The organism is Streptomyces parvulus (assembly GCF_014648855.1).
Lineage (GTDB): Bacteria > Actinomycetota > Actinomycetes > Streptomycetales > Streptomycetaceae > Streptomyces > Streptomyces parvulus.
The window spans coordinates 16008-35152 of record NZ_BMRX01000003.1 but is presented as its reverse complement, the minus strand read 5'-3'; the positions used below and the strand labels follow the sequence as shown (position 1 = coordinate 35152).

20 protein-coding genes and 1 pseudogene are annotated in these 19145 nt (G+C 71.8%); 15 read left to right on the top strand and 6 right to left on the bottom strand.

Translation table 11 applies throughout. The annotated features are described in order from the left end of the window. Window position 1 precedes the first annotated feature (1 nt). The 3 genes from IE108_RS05625 (at window position 2) to IE108_RS05615 (ending at window position 2206) form a co-directional block, all read left to right on the top strand. Window positions 2-298, top strand: coding sequence for an acyl carrier protein (locus tag IE108_RS05625; protein ID WP_159394592.1), 297 nt, complete (start codon window positions 2-4; stop codon window positions 296-298). Next, on the top strand, window positions 295-1338 hold the full coding sequence (locus IE108_RS05620) for a GNAT family N-acetyltransferase (RefSeq protein ID WP_064726392.1): 1044 nt from the start codon (window positions 295-297) through the stop codon (window positions 1336-1338). Before IE108_RS05625 ends, IE108_RS05620 begins: the two co-directional genes overlap by 4 nt. Window positions 1339-1477: 139 nt before the next feature. After that, on the top strand, window positions 1478-2206 hold the full coding sequence (locus tag IE108_RS05615; protein WP_229851648.1) for a hypothetical protein: 729 nt from the start codon (window positions 1478-1480) through the stop codon (window positions 2204-2206). Window positions 2207-2254: 48 nt separating this feature from the next. On the opposite strand, the gene IE108_RS05610 is transcribed toward IE108_RS05615, so the two are convergent. Further along, window positions 2255-3109 (bottom strand): class I SAM-dependent methyltransferase, encoded by an 855-nt coding sequence (locus IE108_RS05610; protein ID WP_064726391.1) that lies wholly within the window; start codon window positions 3107-3109, stop codon window positions 2255-2257. Window positions 3110-3158: 49 nt separating this feature from the next. On the opposite strand from IE108_RS05610, the gene IE108_RS05605 reads away from it, so the two are divergent. Beyond that, a complete protein-coding gene (locus IE108_RS05605; RefSeq protein ID WP_064726390.1) occupies window positions 3159-3731 on the top strand; it encodes a helix-turn-helix domain-containing protein in 573 nt (190 codons plus the stop codon). Window positions 3732-4034: 303 nt separating this feature from the next. Next, window positions 4035-4766, top strand: coding sequence for a GAF and ANTAR domain-containing protein (locus IE108_RS05600; RefSeq protein WP_064726389.1), 732 nt, complete (start codon window positions 4035-4037; stop codon window positions 4764-4766). 225 nt (window positions 4767-4991) lie between these two features. Here the strand turns inward: IE108_RS05600 and IE108_RS05595 are convergent, their stop codons facing one another. Next, a complete protein-coding gene (locus IE108_RS05595; RefSeq protein WP_064726388.1) occupies window positions 4992-5852 on the bottom strand; it encodes an alpha/beta fold hydrolase in 861 nt (286 codons plus the stop codon). A 129-nt stretch (window positions 5853-5981) separates the two neighbouring features. Further along, complete coding sequence (locus tag IE108_RS05590) at window positions 5982-6656, bottom strand: TetR/AcrR family transcriptional regulator (RefSeq protein ID WP_064726387.1); 675 nt, start codon at window positions 6654-6656, stop codon at window positions 5982-5984. Window positions 6657-6748: 92 nt separating this feature from the next. On the opposite strand from IE108_RS05590, the gene IE108_RS05585 reads away from it, so the two are divergent. The 4 genes from IE108_RS05585 (at window position 6749) to IE108_RS35300 (ending at window position 10585) form a co-directional block, all read left to right on the top strand. After that, the gene (locus IE108_RS05585) at window positions 6749-7630 is read left to right on the top strand and encodes an SDR family NAD(P)-dependent oxidoreductase (protein ID WP_064726386.1); all 882 of its coding nucleotides are present in this window, start codon (window positions 6749-6751) and stop codon (window positions 7628-7630) included. A gap of 124 nt (window positions 7631-7754) precedes the next feature. Beyond that, entirely contained in the window at window positions 7755-8768 is a 1014-nt protein-coding gene (locus IE108_RS05580; protein ID WP_064726385.1) for an ATP-binding cassette domain-containing protein, read from the top strand. Continuing rightward, window positions 8765-9574: an ABC transporter permease gene (locus IE108_RS05575; protein ID WP_064726384.1), complete on the top strand. Its 810-nt coding sequence runs from the start codon at window positions 8765-8767 to the stop codon at window positions 9572-9574. Before IE108_RS05580 ends, IE108_RS05575 begins: the two co-directional genes overlap by 4 nt. A 174-nt stretch (window positions 9575-9748) precedes the next feature. After that, window positions 9749-10585 carry a DUF427 domain-containing protein gene (locus IE108_RS35300; protein WP_159394591.1) on the top strand — a complete coding sequence of 279 codons (837 nt, stop codon included), beginning with the start codon at window positions 9749-9751 and terminating at the stop codon, window positions 10583-10585. A gap of 34 nt (window positions 10586-10619) precedes the next feature. Here the strand turns inward: IE108_RS35300 and IE108_RS05565 are convergent, their stop codons facing one another. Continuing rightward, window positions 10620-11006 (bottom strand): SRPBCC family protein, encoded by a 387-nt coding sequence (locus IE108_RS05565; RefSeq protein ID WP_064726383.1) that lies wholly within the window; start codon window positions 11004-11006, stop codon window positions 10620-10622. Window positions 11007-11190: 184 nt separating this feature from the next. On the opposite strand from IE108_RS05565, the gene IE108_RS05560 reads away from it, so the two are divergent. Further along, on the top strand, window positions 11191-12492 hold the full coding sequence (locus tag IE108_RS05560; protein ID WP_064726382.1) for an alginate lyase family protein: 1302 nt from the start codon (window positions 11191-11193) through the stop codon (window positions 12490-12492). Window positions 12493-12554: 62 nt separating this feature from the next. Here IE108_RS05560 and IE108_RS05555 read toward each other — a convergent pair whose 3' ends face one another. Next, the gene (locus IE108_RS05555) at window positions 12555-13520 is read right to left on the bottom strand and encodes a right-handed parallel beta-helix repeat-containing protein (protein ID WP_064726381.1); all 966 of its coding nucleotides are present in this window, start codon (window positions 13518-13520) and stop codon (window positions 12555-12557) included. Between the two features lie 284 nt (window positions 13521-13804). Here IE108_RS05555 and IE108_RS05550 point away from each other — a divergent pair, with 284 nt between their 5' ends. The 5 genes from IE108_RS05550 (at window position 13805) to IE108_RS05530 (ending at window position 18473) form a co-directional block, all read left to right on the top strand. Next, window positions 13805-14881, top strand: a complete 1077-nt coding sequence (locus tag IE108_RS05550; RefSeq protein ID WP_064726380.1) for a glycoside hydrolase family 5 protein — start codon at window positions 13805-13807, stop codon at window positions 14879-14881. Window positions 14882-15247: 366 nt separating this feature from the next. Further along, complete coding sequence (locus IE108_RS05545; RefSeq protein WP_064726379.1) at window positions 15248-16171, top strand: NADP-dependent oxidoreductase; 924 nt, start codon at window positions 15248-15250, stop codon at window positions 16169-16171. A 152-nt stretch (window positions 16172-16323) separates the two neighbouring features. Beyond that, on the top strand, window positions 16324-17346 hold the full coding sequence (locus tag IE108_RS05540) for a DUF6215 domain-containing protein (RefSeq protein ID WP_064726378.1): 1023 nt from the start codon (window positions 16324-16326) through the stop codon (window positions 17344-17346). An 87-nt stretch (window positions 17347-17433) separates the two neighbouring features. Next, a complete protein-coding gene (locus IE108_RS05535; protein ID WP_064726377.1) occupies window positions 17434-18189 on the top strand; it encodes a dienelactone hydrolase family protein in 756 nt (251 codons plus the stop codon). 53 nt (window positions 18190-18242) lie between these two features. After that, window positions 18243-18473, top strand: coding sequence for a bacteriocin immunity protein (locus tag IE108_RS05530; RefSeq protein WP_064726376.1), 231 nt, complete (start codon window positions 18243-18245; stop codon window positions 18471-18473). A 124-nt stretch (window positions 18474-18597) separates the two neighbouring features. Here IE108_RS05530 and IE108_RS34750 read toward each other — a convergent pair. Then, window positions 18598-19117 (bottom strand): annotated as a pseudogene (locus IE108_RS34750) (transposase); the annotation flags it as partial. Window positions 19118-19145: the final 28 nt, after the last annotated feature.

Below are 19145 nucleotides of genomic sequence, written 5' to 3'. Positions count from 1 at the left end.
CATGAGCGGATCGCACGATGTGCAGGACGTGGCGCGGACGGTGCTGGACTGTCTGCGGAACAAGCTCTTCCTCGACGGCGTGACGGCCGACACCCACCTGATCGAGTCGGGCCTCATCGACTCGGTCGGATTCATCAGGATGTTCGTCGTCCTGGAGGAGGAGTTCGGCATCGAGGTCACCGCCAGGGACCTGTCCCTGGAACGGTTCCAGAACGTCGGCAGCATCAGCCGGTTCGTGATCGAGAAACTGGCGGAGGGCGGCGGCAGCGACAAGCCGGCCGAGGCGGTACGCGCATGAACGACTACCGGATCACCACGTACGAGCCGCGGCACCGCGGCGCCGTCGTCGAGTTCCAGCAGATGCTCTGGCAGGGCGGCGCCGCCGGGAACTCCGCCTATCTCGACTGGAAGTTCGGCGCCAACCCCTACCTGGACGACCGTTACGTCACGCTGGCCTGGCAGGAGTCCGAACTCGTCGGAATGCTCGGCGTCTTCGGTTCGTGCTGGGAGGTCGACGGTCACGGCCGGGTGATGCTGCCCTGCCTCGCCGACACGGTGGTGGCGCCGGCGCACCGGGGCGGGCCCCTCTTCGGACGCATGCTGGAGTGGCTCGTGGAGCGGCTGCGGGCCGACGAGGTGCCGTGGCTGCTGGACTTCGGCGACCAGCCGGCCGGGCCCGCCATGCTGATGAGCGGCTGGACGGCGGTCGGCCCCTGGCCCGTCGCCGTCGCCGAGCGCGAGGTCCTTGGATCGGGGGAGGGGGAGTGGAGTGCGCGGGAGGCCGTTCGGGGTTCCCGCTCCGGAGCGACGATCACCCCCGTCGCGACCAGCCTCCCCGAGATGCCGGCGCTCGCCGCCGAGACCCGCTCGCGGGGAAGTGTCCGGGTGGTCCGGGACGAGGAGTACTTCCGCTGGCGGAGCCGGAATCCGCTGGCCCGGTACTTCCACCTGGTGGCGGAGGAGCAGGGGACGGTCGGCTACCTGATCGCCCACCGGACGGCGGTCGACACGGACGACGGGCCCACCCCGACCACCATCGTGGAGTGCGAGGCGCTCGACGACGACGTCTGGCGCGACCTGGTCGAGGCGGCCGTCGCCACCCTTCCGGGCAAGGTCGTGACCATGTGGGTGCGCGACCTCGCCCCCGCCCGCGAGCAGTCCCTCGCGTCACTGGGGCTGTCCCCGACCCGGCCCAGCGGCCGGCTCAGCCAGGACATCCACCTGCCGAAGCTCGTGATGCGCTCCACCGGGGTGGTCGACGACGCCGGCCCGCTCGCCACGCTCACCTCCCCCGACGTGTGGGACATGCGTGGCGTCTCCGGACGCGGGTGGCGTTGAAACCCGGCCTGTTTCCCAGGGGTGAGCCGGCAATGGAATACGCCACTTCATATCCGAATTCGCCGCAAGTAGATTCGGGTTCGTGAACAGCGGTCCGAGCAGAAGGAGTCAGAAGGTGAAAGGCGGGGAGTTGTCTTCGATGGACACGATGAAGCAGCAGCCGGACGATGAGAACGAGGTACACGACCTGGTCACCTTCGAGGACCCGGATCTCAACCGGGTGACGCCTCTCGCACAATTCCCGGCGGAGGTCTCGCTCGCGATAGTCGAGAAACTGGCGAACATCGTGCGGCAGGCCCATGGAACCGAGAGCGCGACCCGCCCCGACGAGGACGGAATCGTGCGCGCCCAGAGTTTCGAGGAGGGCAATGTCTACATGACGGAAAGGCCCTTCGAGGGATACTTCGCCGACCGCTACCTCATGGACTTCTACGACGTGGAGGAGCGCGACATCTGTTCCCGGATGCACCTGCACACCGGACTGCGCTTCGTCCGCATGATGACCGGACCGGACACGCGGATCAGGGTGTCCAGCCTGTCACCCTTCATCGTCTGCGACGTACCGGGAGTGACCCCCTTCGTCCCGCAGGCCTTCGAGGACGACCTGCCCGGAACACCGCCCGGGGTGCGGCGGACCCGGTACAACCTGGTCGTGCCGGAGAACTCGTGGCTCGACATGCAGGTCCCCCGGGGCGTCTCGCACCAGTTCAACGCGATCGGCCCGAACGCGGTGATCGACTCCGTGCATCCCGAGGAGTCCATCGAGACGTTCCGCGAGAGCATGAGCAACTACCGCATGATGGCCCAGACCGTCTTCCTCGCCGAGGAGAAGGAGAGCGCCGGCACCTGCGCCACCCTGCCCGGATGAGACCCCGGCCGGGCGAGGCGCCGACGGTGATGCCGATGCCTGCGCCCCTCAGGGGCGACGGGCGATCCATGTGGTGCGGGTGGTGCGCACGCTCAGGTCGCCGCGGCGTGCGACGCCGTGCGGCCGGGCGTCGTCCAGCAGCTCGTCCAGGGCGGCGACGTCGTCCGCCGCGAGAAGGCCGGCGGCATGGGAGCGGAGCCTGGCCAGGCAGGTCCGGGCGTAGGCGTTCAACGCGGGCCCGGCCTGGGCGTTGTCGAGGCGGATGTCGAACGGGCGTCGCTCTTCGACGAGGAAGCCCGTCCGCTCCAGCGCCTCGGTCCAGTCGTGCGGCGGCCGGGTGTCGGTCGCGGCATGCAGCCGGGCTTCCAGGCCGGCCCGCCCGGCCCCGGCGTCCTCGGGCAGGAAGCGGGGGAAGAAGTCCATCTCGGTGACGGCGAGCAGGCCGCCCGGCCGCAGCCGTGAGAACGCCTGGGCGAGGGTGTACGAGGGGTCGGCCGCGTGGTGCAGGAAGGCGGCGGCCCATCCCAGGTCGTACGGTCCGGCCATCGCCGCCGGCCACGGCCGGTCGAGATCCGCCTCCAGCGTGCCGACCCGGTCGGCGACGCCGTGCGCCACCGCCCGCTCGCGCACGCGGTGCAGCATCTGCGGGGAGACGTCCACCGCGGTCACCGCCGCGGTGGGAAACCGGTGGGCGAGGGCCAGACTTCCGGTGCCGGGCCCGCTGCCCAGGTCGAGGATCCGCACCGGGACGCGGTCGGCCCGGTCGGCGAGCCAGGCCGTCAGCCCCGCCAGGTGGGGCGCCAGCACCTGCGCGTCCAACTCCAGCAGCCGGACCGTCGAGACGTCGTCGGCACCCGCTCGCCGGTGCCCTTCATGGCCGCGTGTGCCGTGGTGTGTGCTCATGTCCTCGACCGTAGAGCGGGCGTTGTCGAGCGGTCATACACTCTTGCCGGTGGAGCAAGAATCGACACTGGACGCCACCGTCAGGAAGCGGATCAGGTCCCTGCGCAAGGGGCGCGGCTGGTCCCTGGACAACCTCGCCGAGCGCGCGGGCATCAGCCCTTCCCAGCTCAGCCGCATCGAGACCGGCCACCGGCGCCTCAGCCTCGACCAGCTCACCTCCATCGCCGCCGCGCTGGGCAAGTCCCTGGACGAGCTGGTCGAGTCCCCCGACGACTCCGACGTGGTCATCCGCCCCGACCGCGACGAGCGCCGCGGCCTGACCACGTGGCTGCTGACCAAGGGGAACGGTCCTCATGACCTGACCGTCGGCAAGATGCGCATCAGCGACCAGGCCGGCGGCGTCACCCCCGACGACCTCGGCGTCCACCCCGGCCGTGACTGGTTCACCGTGCTGTCCGGGACCGTCGTCCTCTACCTCGGCGAACGAGTGATCCGGGTCGAGGCCGGTCAGGCCGCCTCCTTCTCCACGATGACGCCGCACGCCATCCGCTGTGACCGCGGCCCCGCCGAGATACTGATCATCCTCGACCACAACGGCGAACGCAGCCACCTCCACACCTGAACCCCGGGTCGGCGCCCGGCGGAACCCGCGCCGACGGGTTCGTCCCCACGAGCGTCTCTGGTTAGAGTCGGGCACGGAGCGCTTGGGAAGCAGGTGCTGCCCGCAGTGCGCCCGCCGGGGCGCGGATGCGGCATGCCCTGCTCGTCGCATCCTGAATCGGAGCTTCCCATGGACCAGTTCCTCTGCCGCTCGGACGAGGTGACTGCTCAGTCCGCGCTGTGGGCTCCCTCACCCGGCTCACGTGCGGTGGACCCATCGCCGCAGGAGCTGGGAACGCGTAACCGCCGCCTGGCTCACGAAGGAGTGGCGGCCGCGCAGGAGTTGCTGGTCAAGCGGTACCGGCTGAGCGAATCCCGGGCAGGGTTCGAGCTGTTGAGGTCGGTGTCGCAGCAGTGCAACGTCAAGCTGCACACGCTGGCGGACGCCGTGGTCCGCGTGCCCGCTCCCGACCGTGACGCGCGGTTGTGGTTCCCCGCACGGCGGCGGCACGACCCGCCCCGGCTGCCCGGGCTGATGCTGGAGCCCGGCTCCCGCGGCAGTCAGGGAGCCGTGCTGAAGGCGGTGCTGCACCGGGTGCTGTCGATCGCGCAGACGCCGATGGGCAACGTCCAGCTCCTGAACGGCGACCGATTGCACCTGGCCCGCCACACGGGCCTCAACAGCTACTTCACCGAGTTCTTCGCCTTCGTCGAGGGCTCCACCACCGCCTGCGCCGAGGCGGCGGCCCAACGCCGGCAGGTCACCGTGGGGGACGTGGCGAGCGCGGAGGTGTTCGACGAGGCCTCGCGCTACGCGATCCTGCAGGCGGGCAGCCGAGCCGTCCACAGTGTTCCCCTCACCCATGCCGGCGGCGCGGTCCTGGGCATGGTCTCCTCCCACCACGAACACCCCGTGGCCGGATTCACCGGTGCCCAACTCGCGGCGTTCCAGCGGACCGGCGCCGATGTCGGTCGCTGGCTGTCCTGGCACTGGAACACCGTCGTCCTGGACGCACTGGAACGCCTCCACGCCACCGCCACCCGCCGGCCGGAATGAACACGCGGCCCGCCGGTCTTGGCCGGGGCTGCCGCCGGCCACGGCGCGGGGCGGCCCCCGCCCCGGTACCCGGCCGTCCACCCTGGCAATTGTCAGGGTCGGGAAGCCGCCGGCGCCGACCGGAACAAGACCCCCGCCGACGGCCGGATCTACACGGTCCGGGACGAGGCGACGTACGACTTCAATCGCCTCGACCCGTGCTGAGGGCACCCCGGGCCGGTTCGGTCAGGGGGTGAAGAAGTCCCCCAGGGCATCGGAGAGCGGGCCGGGGGCCTCCTCCGCCACGTGGTGGCCCGCGTCGATGCCCTGGCCGCGCACGTCGTCGGCCCAGTCGCGCCAGACGGCGCGCGGGTCGCCGTACAGGTCCTCCAAGTCGTCCCGCAGCGACCACAGCACCAGGACCGGGCACCGGATCCGTGCGCCCCGGGCCCGGTCCTCCTCCTCGTGGCGGCGGTCCACCGTGAGCCCGGCACGGTAGTCCTCCAGCATCGCGCGGACGACGTCCGGGTTGCGGGTGGCCGCTCGCCACTCGTCGTAGTTCTCCTGCCCCATGGCCCGGGCGTCGCCGCGGTACCAGGCGTCCGGGTCGGCGTTGATGACGCGTTCGGGGATCTCCGGCTGGGCGAAGAAGAACCAGTGCCACCAGGCGGTGGCGAACCGGGCGTCGGCGCGTGCCAGATGCTCGCTCAGGGGGATTCCGTCCACGAACGCCACCCGGGTCACCGCCTCCGGGTGATCCAGCACCAGCCGGAGCGCCACGGGCACCCCGCGGTCGTGGCCGACGAGCCCGAAGCGCCGGTGCCCCAGGGCCCGCATGACCTCGGCCATGTCGCCGGCCACCGCACGCTTGGAGTGCGGCGCGTGGTCGGCGGCGGGGGCCGGGCCGCGGGACCGGCCGTAGCCGCGCAGGTCGGGGCAGACCACGGTGAAGCCGCGCCGGACCAGGAGGGGCGCGACGCGGTGCCACGTCGCCGACGTACGGGGATGGCCGTGCAGCAGCAGCAGGGGCGGCCCCTCTCCGCCGTGTCGGACGAAGACGGATGCCTCGCCGACGTCCACCAGGTCGGTGGTGAAACCCTCGAACACGGATCGCCCCTTCCGGCTCCGGAGGCCCGGTCCGGGCACCGGTATCCCGTCTGCCCCGATCCATGCCCCCGTCGTCAAGTGGTCGGCGGCGGCGGGGCGGCAGCCGTCCTTGCGACGGTCCGCGGCGGATCAGTTCGTGCGGGCGCCGCCGTCGTCGTCCATGCCGATGAGCAGGGCGGTGAGGACGCGGCGCAGCCGGGGTTCCACCTCGACGATCGCGTGGCCGAGCCGCGGTTCGCTCTCGTAGAGCTCCCGCAGGGCCGCCCGGGGGGTGGCCATCTGCCACAGGGCTCCGGCCATGGCTGTCGCGGTGGCGACCGTGTCCACGGCCTGCTGTTCGCTCAGGCCGAGCAGCCGGTCCAGTTCGGCGGCGATCCGCGCGACCTCCTCCAGCGTGATGAGCTTGAAGGCGCGAACGGCTTCGAGGGACACGTTCCGCTCCAGGTTGAGCGGGGCCTGGGCCAGCAGGTCGCAGAAGAGCGGCCGTGCCGACAGCGTGGCGGCGAAGGCGTCGGCGACCGCTCCCGGCGCGGCCCGCTCGCACGACGCGAGGTGCCCCCGCAGCGCGGCGGACCATGCGCGCCAGCCCTCCGCGGTGAGGTCGAGGAAGATCTGCTCCCGCGTCTCGAAGTAGCGGAGCAGCGCCGACTTGTGCATGCCGACCTCGGCGGCGATGTCGGTGAGCGTCACCTCCCGGATGCCGTGCCGGGCCCCGAGTGTGCGGGCCGCCTCGAGGATCGCGGTCTCGCGGGCCTGCTTCGCCCGGACGCTGCGGGCCCGCTGGAAGGCGACCTGATCAGTCATGCGCTCATCATAGGAGTCCTTAGTGAAACGGCGTTGCGTTATTACGGCAACGGTGTTTCACTAAAAGCATGAGTGATGACGCGAACACCTCCATGAACGGCACCGGGACGACGGGCGGCGGGCGGCCCGTCTGGTTCATCACCGGCTCCTCCCGCGGCTTCGGCCGCGCGCTGGCCACGGCCGCCCTGGAGGCGGGTGACCTGGTCGTGGCCACCGCGCGCCGCCCCGAGGTCCTGACCGAGACCCTCGGCGCGTACGGCGAGCGCGTGCTGCCCCTGGCCCTGGACGTCACCGACCCCCGGGCCGCGCGCCGCGCGGTCGACGCGGCGGTGACCCGCTTCGGACGGATCGACGTGCTCGTGAACAACGCCGGATACGCGAACGTGTCGCCGATCGAGACCGCGGACGACGCCGACTTCCGCGCCCAGTTCGAGACCAACTTCTGGGGCGTCTACAACGTCACGAAGGCCGCCCTGCCCACCCTGCGCCACCAGGGGGCGGGCACGGTCGTGCAGTTCTCCTCGATCGGCGGCAGGGTCGGAGGGTCGCCCGGCATCGCCTCGTACCAGGCCGCCAAGTTCGCGGTCGACGGCTTCAGCCGCGTCCTGGCCGCGGAGACGGCGCCCTTCGGTGTGCGGGTGATGGTCGTCGAGCCGAGCGGCTTCGCCACCGACTGGGCCGGGTCGTCGATGACGGTCCACGACATCCCCCAGGCGTACGACGCGACCGTCGGTGAGATGAACCGCCGGGTGCGCCGGAGCGCGGACGGCGCGGCGGGGGACCCGCGGCGGGCCGCCGAGATTATCGTGCGCACCGTCCACCGCGAGGAGGTCCCCGCCCACCTCCCCCTCGGCGTGAACGCGGCGACGATGGCCCTGGACCACTCCCGCCACCAGACGGCGGAAGCGGCTGCCTGGGAGCGGGTCAGCCGCTCGGCGGACTTCGACGAGCCCTACCCGGTGGCCCTGCCCTGAAGGCGTCCCGGGGCAGGGGCGGAGTGCTCATGACGTCGTAGGACCCCGACGGGGAGCGCGCCTGCATCCGCGCGGCGGGTCCGGCCGGTACACATGGTGCGAAGGCCGATGCAGGGAGCGCGTCATGGAACTGCCGGGTACCGCGATCGCGGCGGAGGGCGTCGAGCGGCGCTTCGGCGACCTCGTCGCCGTCGACCGCGTCGACATCGCCGTCCGCGCCGGCGAGATCTACGGCTTCCTCGGCCCCAACGGCGCCGGCAAGTCCACCCTGACCCGGGTGCTCTGCACGCTGCTCCGCCCCACCTCCGGCCGGGCCACGGTGGCGGGCCACGACGTCGCGACCGAGGCCGACCAGGTGCGGCTCCGGGTCGGCGTGGCGCTGCAGGAGGCCGCGCTGGACGACCGGCAGACGGGCGCGGAGATGCTGGCCCTGCAGGGCCGCTTCTACGGCCTGACCCGCGCCGCCACCCGGGCACGCGTGGCGGAGCTGACCGACCTCGTCGACATCGGAAGCGCCCTCGGCCGGCGGGTCGGCACGTACTCCGGGGGCATGAAGCGGCGTCTGGACCTCGCCCTCGCCCTCGTTCACGATCCCGAGGTGCTCTTCCTCGACGAGCCCACCACGGGGCTCGACCCCGTCAGCCGGTCCCGCATCTGGGAGGAGGTGCGCCGCCTCAACAAGGAACTGGGCATGACGGTGTTCCTCACCACCCAGTACCTGGAGGAGGCCGACGAGCTGTCCGACCGGGTCGGCATCATCAACCGGGGCCGGCTGGTCGCCGAAGGCACTCCGGAGAGCCTCAAACGGGCCATCGGTACCGACGTGGTCGTCGTGAGAGTGGAGGGCCCCGTCGAGGACGCCCGGCGCGCCGTGCGGTCGCTCGACGTCGTGCGGCGGGTGGACACCAGTGGCGGGACCCTCACGGTGAGCGTGTCCGACGGGCCGTCCGCGATCAGCCCCATGGCCGTCGCACTGTCCCGGGTCCCCGGGGTGACCGTCCAGGAGCTGTCGCTGCGCCGGCCGTCGCTGGAGGACGTGTTCCTCTCCGCCACGGGGGAGCGCATGGCAGGACGCCGCCTGGACGCGGAGGCGTCGCGGGGCACGGAGGGCGGCCGGCCCGACACGGAGGCGTCATGACCACCACCGACGAGCGCGGCGGCATCGTGCGCGCGCAGCCGCGGCGGGCGGGATTCGCCGGGGACCTGGTCTCCGTCGCCATCCGAGCGCTGCGGTCCATTCCGCGCGACCTGGAGACCGTCGTCCCCGCGCTGATCATCCCCGTGTTCTTCTTCGTGGTGAACATCGGTGCCCTGGAACCCGTCGCCGAGCAGAGCGGCGTGCGGGACTTCCGGGCCTTTCAGCTCCCGGTCGCGATCATCTTCGCCGTCACCGGCGTCTCCCGTGCCAGCGGCCTCGTCACCGACATCAGCAGCGGCTACTTCGACCGGCTGCTCCTGACTCCGATGCGCCGTACGGCCCTGCTGCTCGGCCTGATGGTCGCGGACCTCGCGCTCGTCATGGCGCTGTGCGTCCCGGTCATCGTCCTCGGTCTCGTCGTCGGAGTCGGTTTCACCACGGGCGTGCCCGGGGCCGTGGCCTTCGTCGTCATCGCCGGGCTCTGGGGACTGGCCTTCACCGGATTCCCCTACGCGATCGCCCTGCGCACCGGAAGTCCCGGGGCCGTCAACTCCTCCTTCCTGCTCTTCTTCCCCTTCGCGTTCCTCACGACGTCCTTCCTGCCGCAGCAGGCCCTGACCGGGTGGCTGGCCACCATCGCCGACTACAACCCGGTCACGTACCTCCTCGCCGCCCTGCGCTCCCTGCTCAGCGACGGCTGGTCGTGGTCCGGGCTCTGGCCGGGGCTGCTGGCGGTGCTCGGCGTCGGCACCGTCAGTTTCGCCCTCGCCTTCACGGCGCTCCGGGGCCGCGTCTCACGCGGTTAGCGCCTGTCGTTGGATCATGCCGGCGTCGACAGGCCCTGGGTCTCTCGTGGACGGCGACCGCATCCGGCAGGCCGAAGCCGGGCGAAGCAGGGGCGAGGCAGAAGCGCGCCGGGGACGACTCGGCCGGAAGGAGCGGAGATGGAGAGCCGGAACCGACCGCCTCGGACGGCGGCGATGACGCGGAGTGGGACGGAACCGGAGCCGCGGTGGGAGCCCCGTCCGGACGGCGGCCGCCCGGACGGCCGGCTGTGCGCACACACCCGAACGGCGTTCCCGGAGCCACTGCCCCTGAGCGAGGTGTGCCTGCCCTGCGCGGCGGGCGGGCGGCACCAGATCGGCCTGCGGCACTGCCTGACCTGCGGACACGTCGGGTGCAGCGACAGCTCACCCGGCGCTCACGCCAGCGCCCACTTCGACGACAGCGGCCATCCGGTGGTGCGCTCCCTGGCGCCCGGCGAGGACTGGGCCTGGTGCTACGAGGACCAGGTCTACCTCGATCCGGCGCCCCGAGGACGTCCGGACCCCACCGCCCCCGCCTCGTCGATGCCGGAGTCCGTGTGGGACTACCCGAGGCCGCCGGCGCTCCGGGAGGACGCCCGGGTGGTGCGCGTCGAGTGCGCGGGTCATGTCGTCGCCGAGACGCGAGAGGCCGTCCGGGTGCTGGAGACGAGTCACCCCCCGGTCTTCTACGTACCGCCGTCGGACGTGGCCACCGAACTGCTGCGCCCCGCGGCGGAAGCGCCGACTTGGTGCGAGTGGAAGGGCGAGGCGACGTACTGGGACGTAGTGGTGGGGAGCGACAGGCGGCCCGGCGCGGCTTGGAGCTACCCTGCTCCCGCACCGGGCTACGAGCGCATCGCCGGATTCTTCGCCTTCTACCCCGGGCGGATGGACCGCTGCACGGTCGGCGACCAGGTGGTGGGGGCGCAGCGGGGCGACTTCTACGGAGGCTGGATCACCGCTGAGGTGCGTGGCCCCTTCAAGGGTGCGCCGGGTACCGGCATGTGGTGACGGAGCGCGGCGGCGGCGTCGGGGTCCCGGTTGCTCACCGCCGCACCAGGCGGCGCAGGGCGAAGCGGGCGAGCGGCGCGTAGGCGGCCAGCACGAGGCCGGGCCCGTTCAGGGTGAGGTCGGTGCTGCACCCTCCGTCGCGGGCGTGCACCTGGTGGTGCAGCCGGAGCCGCACCGGCCCCACCCGGACCCGCCAGGACCACGCGCGCCGCTCGTCGTCGACCGCGTCGACCCGGAAGGGAACCTTCAGCCCGGTCACCGACTCCACCCGGCCGGTGAGGCCCGGAGCGAGGGAACGGCGCCGCGCGTGCACACGCCTGATGTGTGGCGCCCACGAGGCCCACTCGTCCAGCCGGGCGTACCGCCGCCAGGCCGTGTCGGCGTCGATCGGTCCTGCCGCGTGAAGGGTCAGAGTCGCCATGGCCGACGAGTACCCCGGTATCGCGGGGGTGGCCGGGCACAGCCGTCGGCCGATCCGGCCGCGGCCGTCGCCACCACGGGCCGAACCGTCCCGGGAGCGCGACGCATTGCCAAACCCGGAGAGCGCACCTAGTCTCTGCTCGTCCTTAATCGTGAACGCTATTCATGTTCATGAACGGAGAGCGATGGGAAGACGATTCCGCCCGATCACGGCCCTGCTGGCCGCGCTGACGCTCGTCGGGCTGCTCGCCCCGGCCGTCGCCGCGCGCCCGGCCGGGTCTACCCAGCCGGCCTCCGCCGCCCAGGCGGTGTTCCGTGCTCCCAGGACGGCCGTCCTGCCGGGTGAACGCATGCGGTACGCCAAGCTCCGGCTCGTCCTCGGTGATCGTGAACTGCGCAGCGCTGTGCGGCAGTTGACCCTCAGGGCCGATCGGTGGCTCGGCCAGGGCCCCTGGACCGTCGTCGACAAGCCGCGACCGGCACCCGGCGGCGACGTCCACGACTATCTGAGCCAGGCTCCCTACTGGTGGCCCAGCCGGACCCCGACCGGCGACAACCCGTGGGGCTGCCCGTACGTCCAGCGCGACGGCGAGCGGAACCCCGAGGTGGACACGGGGACCGACCGCCAGGACCTGGAGAAGGTCTTCGACTCCTCGTACGACCTGGCGCTCGCCTGGTACTACACCGGCGAGCGGCAGTACGCGCGGAAGGCCGCGGACGTCCTGCGGACCTGGTTCCTCTCCCCGGCCACCCGGATGAACCCCGACCTCGACCACGCCCAGTTCATCCCCTGCAAGTACGACGGCCGGGCCATCGGCATCATCGACTTCTCCCAGTCCTACACCTCCGTGCTCGACGCCGTCGCCCTCCTGGAGACGGGCGCGCCGGAGTGGACGCGCGCGGACCGGGAGGCGATGGGGGAGTGGAACGGCGACTTCCTGGGCTGGCTGCGCGACAGCGACTTCGGACAGCAGGAGGCCGCGGCCGCCAACAACCACGGCACCTTCTACGACATGCTGGTGGCCGGACTCGCGTACGCCACGGGCGACCGCGAACTGGCCCGCCGTACCGTGCGCGAGGCCGCCGCCAAGCGCGTCGACGCCCAGATCGCCGCGGACGGCAGCCAGCCGCTGGAACTCGCCCGGACCAGGAGCTGGCACTACTCCACCTTCGACCTCGTCGCCTACACCCGGCTCGCGGCGATCGGCGAGAACGTCGGCGCGGACCTCTGGGCCCACCGGGGGCCGCAGGGGCAGAGCCTGTTCGCGGCCGTACGGTATCTGCTGCCCGCCGCGACGGGCCGCCAGGCCTGGCCCCATCCCGAGCTGGAGTTCCAGCGGTTCGCCGCGAGCGACGTCGTGCACGCGGCCGCGGACGCGGGCGATGGTGCCGCGCGGCGCGCGCTGCCCCTGCTGGAGGTGCCACCCGGCGGCGATCTGTGGGCACTTCGCCCGGCCGCCGAGCAACTGGACTCCATAGCGGGCTGACCCGACCCGGCCGCGTGCGGACACCAAGAGGGGGTCGGCGCCACCCCCTCATGGTGTCGGTGTCACGGCGTCACGGCGATGTTGGTCAGCCCCCGGCCGCCGGTCACCGTGTTGCTCGCGTACACCGTGGTCCGGCAGCCCGAGCCGGAGTTCGTGACGTTGACGGCCAGCCTGGTGGAACCGCCGGCGCCGCTCAGGTCGGACCTGTTGTTGCGGAACACCGTGCCGCAGCCCCAGCCCGGCTGCTGGGTGTGCGTCTGGTAGCCGTCGTTCGTCGTCCGGGTCCCGGTGTTGTTCTCCACCAGGACGTCGTTGCCCTTCACGTCCACCCACGAGTCGTCGTAGTGCACGCCGGTGAGGCCGCCGCCGTCGAACGTGTTCCCGATGATCCTGGTCCCGGTGGTGCCCTCCTTGACGTCGATGTTCTCGCCGCCGACGTCGGGACCGATGGTGTTGTTCAGTATCTGCACGTTGTCGCTCCGGTCGGAGAGCGTGTTCGCCGTACCGACGTACACGCCCTCGCCCATGCCGCGCCCGTCGTTGCCGGTGTCGTGGATGCGCGAGTCGCGGATGACGCCGTCCGCGCTGGACTTGCGGAAGTGGACGCCCTCCATGTCCAGGCCGTGGACCGTCACGCCCTCCACGACGACTCCGCGCGCGGCGTCGATCACGATGCCCTTCTGGCCGCCGGTCACCGTCACCCCGCGGACCGTCCAGTAGGAGGCCGCGTTCAGGTGGAGGCCGTAGCCGCCGCCGGCGGTGAGCACGGCCCGGGGCGAACCGGTGAGCGTGATGCGGGAGCCCGCGGTGGCGGCCCTGGTGGCCTTGAAGTTGCCGGTGTACGTGCCGTCGGCGAGCCGGATCGTGTCGCCGGGCGCGGCGGCCGCGAGCGCCGACTTCAACTGGGCGGCGGTGGAGACCTCGATGACGGCCGCCGACCCGAGGGCCGGGGCCGGCGTGGGGAGCAGGGCCAGCCCGCCGGTCACGGCGAGCAGGGAGGTGAGCAGCGAGCGGGAGCGCGTGCGCATGGGGGACCTCCGGAGTCCTGGGAGAGGGGGGTTCACGGGCGAATGGGTGTTCGCATACATGGACGCTACTTGCTGTTGTGAACCAGCCTGAGGGGAAGTTAGGGGCGCTCCTCCGAGGCGTCAAGCCCGTGCGGTGGGCCCTCCTCGGGATGACGCTCCATTCACAGGGCGGTGTGAATGCCGTGTCGGCCGGATGTCGTCGGCACTCTTGATGGGGCGGGCGGAGCTTGCTTCTCTGTAGTTAGGAAAGTTTCCTATCAGACAGTCCCATGAACGGAGTTCGTATGCGCGCACACCGCACCTCATGGCGATCCTCTGTGGCGGCAGGTGCCGCCGGCAGCGCCCTGCTCCTGCTCCTGAGCATTGCGCCCGGCGCGGGGGCCGCCACCGCGCGGCCGGCGCCGGCCGCACCCGCCGCGGAGACCCCCGTCGGCGCCAACGGCCAGCTCAGGGTCTGCGGCACCAAGCTGTGCAACAGCCGCGGCAATCCCATCCAGCTGCGCGGCATGAGCAGCCACGGCACCCAGTGGTACCCGCACTGCCTGACCGGCGGTTCGCTCGACGCCCTCGCCCAGGACTGGAAGGCGGACGTCCTGCGGGTCTCCACCTACGTGCAGGAGGGCGGCTACGAAACCGACCCGAAGCGCTTCACCGACCTGGCGAACTCCCTCGTCCAGCAGGCGACCGACCGCGGCATGTACGTGATCGTCGACTGGCACATGCTCACGCCGGGCGACCCGAACGCCAACCTGGGCAAGGCCCGGCAGTTCTTCACCGAGATCGCCAACCGCAACAAGAACAAGAACAACATCATCTACGAGATCGCCAACGAGCCCAGCCGCGTCGCCTGGTCCCGCGTCAAGAGCTACGCGGAGCAGATCATCCCGACCATCCGCGCCATCGACGCCGACGCCCCCGTCCTGGTGGGCACCCGCGCCTGGTCCTCCTTCGGCGTCTCCGAGGGCGCCGACGAGTCCGAGGTGGTCGACAACCCCGTCCGCGCCGCCAACATCATGTACACGTTCCACTTCTACGCCTACTCGCACCGTGACGAGTACCTGGCGACCCTGTCCCGGGCCGCCGACGCCCTCCCGGTCTTCGTCACCGAGTTCGGGACGCAGAACTACGCCGGCGAGGGGAGCAACGACTTCGCCATGTCCCAGCGCTACCTCGACCTCATGGCGAGCAAGAAGATCAGCTGGGTGAACTGGAACTTCTCCGACGACCAGCGCTCCGGTGCCGTCTTCAAGACGGGCACCTGCGACAGGAACGGCCCGTGGACCGGCACCTCCCCGCTGAAGCCCGCCGGTGCCTGGATCCGCGACCGCGTGCGTTCACCCGACGCCTTCCCCGCCCGCTGACCCCCGGGCCTCGCCTCCCCCCTCGGGTCATCGAGTCGCGAGAGCTGCATCCGTCCTCCGCGCGTCGGCGGAAGGACAGGTCGAGGGGCTCTCCTCGGGACCCTCGCCGCCCCCGGTGCCGCTGACGGAATCACCGCCGGGGGCGGCCTGCGCACATGGGGTTCCGCCGACGCGGCGCGGCCGCCGTCCGGGCGCCCGCGATCCTCGCGCTCCGGCCGGAGCAAGTGGCCCACCGACCGTGAGCGCGATTGGCCCAGCCGTGTGGGCCGGCCGCTTCGTAGGCTTGGAGACCCACGGGCAACGGGGCCGGTCAGCCGCCCCGTGACCCCCCTGCCGAACCTCTCGCACACAGAGGCGGAACCCCTCATGCAAGCCATCACCATCCAGGACCGCGACGCCGGTGTCGGCGGTCTGACCCGCTCCGAGCTGCCCCATCCGCACGTCGCCGAGAACGACGTCCTCGTGGAGGTCCACGCCGCCGGATTCACTCCGGGCGAGCTGGACTGGCCCAGCACCTGGACCGACCGGGCCGGCCATGACCGGGCGCCGAGCGTGCCCGGCCACGAACTGTCCGGCGTGGTCGCCGAACTCGGCTACGGCACCACCGGCCTCACGGTCGGGCAGCGGGTGTTCGGCCTGACGGACTGGGCCCGCAACGGCTCGCTGGCCGAGTACACGGCGGTCGAGGCCCGCAACCTCGCCCCGCTGCCCGCCGACGTCGACCACGTCACCGCGGCCGCGCTGCCGATCTCCGGACTCACCTCCTACCAGGCTCTGTTCGACCACGCCCACCTGGTCACCGGCCAGACCGTGCTCATCCACGGCGCAGCGGGCGGCGTCGGCTCCATCGCCGTGCAGCTGGCCCGCGAGGCGGGCGCCCGGGTGATCGGCACCGGCCGGCCGGGCGACCGCGACACCGCCCTCGGCCTCGGCGCGGACGCCTTCCTCGACCTCGAGTCCGAGAAGCTGGAGAGCGTCGGCGAGGTCGACGTGGTCTTCGACGTGATCGGCGGCGAGATCCTGCAACGCTCCACCGCGCTGGTCCGGCCCGGCGGCACCCTGGTCACCGTCGCCGAGCCCGTCACCGTCCACCCCCGCGACGGACGCGCCGTCTTCTTCGTCGTCGAACCCGACCGCGACCGCCTGGCCGACCTGGCCCGACGACTGCGGGACGGGCGCCTCAAGCCGATCGTCGGCGCGGTCCGGCCCCTCTCCGAAGCCGCCTCCGCCTTCGCGCCCGCCAAGCGCACCCCCGGGAAGACGATCATCCGCGTCGCCGGCGCGGACTGAGCGGGGACGATGACGCGGAGGACCGGGGAGCGGGAGGCCCGGCCCGGGACCCGGCCGGTGCCGGAGGGCGCCGTTTGATCACGGTTGGGCCCTGGGCCGGAACTGTGGCTTCCACCACAGCGAATGCCTTCCTGGCCTGCTGAGATCGCCGGATGGCCGGTTTCCTCCTCCGTCTCCTGCCCTTCTGGGTACGAGAGCCCCTGCTGATCGTGGTCGGGGCCGTCTTCGGCGTGCGCATCCTGTATCTCGCCGCCCTCGGCGACGGCGGATGGATGGCTGCCGGCATCGGCCTGGTGTTCCTGGTCTTCACCGCGGTGCGCGTCCACTCGGTGGTCCGTGCCCTGCGCGCCCGCCGCGACAGGCGACGTACCATCGCCGCGGACGCCGTGGCCCCCGCGGCCGCCGGCACGGTGACGTCCGCCGCCGTGCCGCCGAGGGCTCCCGCTCCCGCGGCGCGGCTCCCCATCCCGGCCGCCCGGGAGAAGGAGCCCAACGCGTGGGCCCAGGCCTTCGCCGCCGTGGCCGTGTTCGCGGCGCTCGGGGCCGCGGTGTGGCTGGCCCCCCACCTGTCGCCCGCCGAGGCGGACAGCACGCCGCAGGCCGTCTCGTGTCCGAGCGCGGAGGACGGGGAACTGCCCAGCGCCTACGCGAAGACGCCCGGTGCCGTGACCGGCGCCGAACTGTGCACAGCGCTCAACCGGCCCGACCTCGCCCGGATCCTCGGCACGCCCGAGGAGACCGCGACATCGGCATCCGGTACCAGCGACACCGCGCCCCTGACGGACGGCAAGGTCGCCCAGCCGGAGGCCGAGGTCCGGTTCGACACCTACACCGTCAACGTGTCGGCCACCTACAACAAGCTCTCGATCGCCCAGTACGTGGACCTGATGAAGTTCGGCCAGGAGACGGACGTCAGGACGATCACCGTCCTCGGCCGCCCTGCGGTCCTCGCCTCCGACCACACCATGAAGATCGAGATCGACCTCGGCAGCGGCGCCTCCGGCGGACCGGTCGAGCAGGGCCCGCTCGCCAGGACGCTGTCCGTGGCCTTCGACGCCGAGGACAGGGGCGGCTACTTCGACATCACCGTATGGAGCACGTCCGGAGCCCTCCCGGACGACGGCGTCCTCCTCGACCTGGCCGAGAAGGTGCTTCCGACGCTTCCTCGCTCCTGACCGGAGTCCGGCCGAGCGTCCGCGCCGGGTTTGGTGCCCGTTCCCTCGGGTGGACTACGTTGTGGACCGGCCACGACAGGAGAACTCATGCCCATCAAGACGCTGCGGATCACCACCGCGGACGGCCGGGCCGACGCCTTCGCCGCCTTCCCCGACGGCGGCGGACGGTACCCGGCGGTGCTGATGTACCCGGACGCGTTCGGGATCCGCCCCGTCCTGCGGGAGATGGCCGGGCACCTGGCCGGGCACGGGTACTACGTGCTCGTCCCCAACATCTTCTACCGGCACGGCGAGACACCGGTCGTCGAACTTCCCGACCACATCGGCGACGAGCACCGACCCGCGCTCTTCGCCCGGTTGATGCCCATGATCGAGGCCCACACCGCGGAACGTGCCCTCAGCGACGCCGACGCCTACCTGCACTTCCTCAGGGCCCAGCCCGAGGCCGACGGCGGACCGGTCGCGGTGACCGGCTACTGCTTCGGTGGCCTGCTGGCGACGCGCACCGCCGTGGCCCACCCGGACGAGGTGGCCGCCCTCGCCGCGTTCCACGCGCCGGTGGGAGCGGACGGGCCGGACAGCCTCGCCAAGCTGACCGCCGGCGCCCACTTCGGCCACGCCGAGGGCGACTTGACGCCCGAGGCCCTCCGTGACCTCAACCGGGCGCTGGACGCGTCGGGAGCCGACTACACCTCGGAGATCTACCCCGGCACCGTCCACGGCTTCACCATGTCCGACACCGAGGCCTTCGACGCCGCGGCCCTCCAGCTCCACTGGGACCGCCTGCTCCCCCTGCTGGACCGCACGCTCACCGGGAACCGAGGCGCCGGCGCCGGTGACTAGGAGCTGTCTGCGCGATCACGCGTCCCGTTAGGGTGAGTCGGCGGAGGGACGTGATGGCTGCTGTGGAGATGACTCGCGCGGGGGCGGTCGCGCTCGTGCAGCGGATCATGGAAGCGGACTACGCCTCCGACGACGAGATGGACGGCTGGTTGGACAGGCTCGACAAAGCCCTAACATGTCCGTCCGGTTATGCCAGCGACTTGATCTTCTGGCCGCCGGAGCGGGAGCTTTCGGCTGATGAGGTAGTCGGTCAGGCCTTGGCGTACCGGACGATCGCCTTGTGATGTCGGAACTCAGTGCCGAAGCCAGATGGTAGCGCCGCGGTGGTTGCGGTGCCGTGCAAGACGTAGCCGCGCTTGTCATGGCGGGTGGCCACGGCCCGGGACTGCTTCATCCTGCTGATCGCTCGAGCGGGCGGCAACGGCCGTCGGCGCTCAGGTGGAATTTGCTGGTAAACCCGCCCCGCGAGCGGCCCAGGCCCTCGCCTCCTGCACCACCTCCACCAGCCGGGCGAGCAGGCTTTGCCACGGTGTTTCGCCCTGATGTTCTGCCGCTTCGGCCCCCTTTGACGTGGGTGCCGGCGGCGGGTCGGTCCGGGCACCGGCCGCGTGCTGATGGGCGCGCAAGGTGGTGGAGTGCACCGAGATGTGCCAGTCGATCTCGCCCGCGATGTCGGCGGCGGCCTGGACCTGCTGCAGCAGACGTTCCCACATGCCATCGGCCGACCACAGCCGGTGGCGTTCATAGACGGTCTTTCAGGGGCCAAACCGCCCGAGAGGATCCCGCCACTGCACCGGGTCCGCACCCGGTGCAGAATCCCGTCGATCACCTGTCGGTGATCTCACCACCGGCCGTAACGTCCATTTCTCACCGGCAGGACCGGCCGCTGCCGTTCCCACTCCGTATCCGTCAGATCGCCCCGCCCCATGCCAGCAACAACGAACCAGGCAGGAGGC

What these genes read in the sequence shown, in the direction of transcription:
- IE108_RS05555 (WP_064726381.1), bottom strand. Translation starts at nt 13,520, where the DNA reads ATGCGCACGCGCTCCCGCTCGCTGCTCACCTCCCTGCTCGCCGTGACC.
- IE108_RS05535 (WP_064726377.1), top strand. Translation starts at nt 17,434, where the DNA reads ATGCCCATCAAGACGCTGCGGATCACCACCGCGGACGGCCGGGCCGAC.
- IE108_RS05540 (WP_064726378.1), top strand. Translation starts at nt 16,324, where the DNA reads ATGGCCGGTTTCCTCCTCCGTCTCCTGCCCTTCTGGGTACGAGAGCCC.
- IE108_RS05580 (WP_064726385.1), top strand. Translation starts at nt 7,755, where the DNA reads ATGGAACTGCCGGGTACCGCGATCGCGGCGGAGGGCGTCGAGCGGCGC.
- IE108_RS05620 (WP_064726392.1), top strand. Translation starts at nt 295, where the DNA reads ATGAACGACTACCGGATCACCACGTACGAGCCGCGGCACCGCGGCGCC.
- IE108_RS05585 (WP_064726386.1), top strand. Translation starts at nt 6,749, where the DNA reads ATGAACGGCACCGGGACGACGGGCGGCGGGCGGCCCGTCTGGTTCATC.
- IE108_RS05545 (WP_064726379.1), top strand. Translation starts at nt 15,248, where the DNA reads ATGCAAGCCATCACCATCCAGGACCGCGACGCCGGTGTCGGCGGTCTG.
- IE108_RS05530 (WP_064726376.1), top strand. Translation starts at nt 18,243, where the DNA reads ATGGCTGCTGTGGAGATGACTCGCGCGGGGGCGGTCGCGCTCGTGCAG.
- IE108_RS05565 (WP_064726383.1), bottom strand. Translation starts at nt 11,006, where the DNA reads ATGGCGACTCTGACCCTTCACGCGGCAGGACCGATCGACGCCGACACG.
- IE108_RS05625 (WP_159394592.1), top strand. Translation starts at nt 2, where the DNA reads ATGAGCGGATCGCACGATGTGCAGGACGTGGCGCGGACGGTGCTGGAC.
- IE108_RS05575 (WP_064726384.1), top strand. Translation starts at nt 8,765, where the DNA reads ATGACCACCACCGACGAGCGCGGCGGCATCGTGCGCGCGCAGCCGCGG.
- IE108_RS05550 (WP_064726380.1), top strand. Translation starts at nt 13,805, where the DNA reads ATGCGCGCACACCGCACCTCATGGCGATCCTCTGTGGCGGCAGGTGCC.
- IE108_RS05615 (WP_229851648.1), top strand. Translation starts at nt 1,478, where the DNA reads ATGGACACGATGAAGCAGCAGCCGGACGATGAGAACGAGGTACACGAC.
- IE108_RS05560 (WP_064726382.1), top strand. Translation starts at nt 11,191, where the DNA reads ATGGGAAGACGATTCCGCCCGATCACGGCCCTGCTGGCCGCGCTGACG.
- IE108_RS05590 (WP_064726387.1), bottom strand. Translation starts at nt 6,656, where the DNA reads ATGACTGATCAGGTCGCCTTCCAGCGGGCCCGCAGCGTCCGGGCGAAG.
- IE108_RS35300 (WP_159394591.1), top strand. Translation starts at nt 9,749, where the DNA reads ATGACGCGGAGTGGGACGGAACCGGAGCCGCGGTGGGAGCCCCGTCCG.
- IE108_RS05610 (WP_064726391.1), bottom strand. Translation starts at nt 3,109, where the DNA reads ATGAGCACACACCACGGCACACGCGGCCATGAAGGGCACCGGCGAGCG.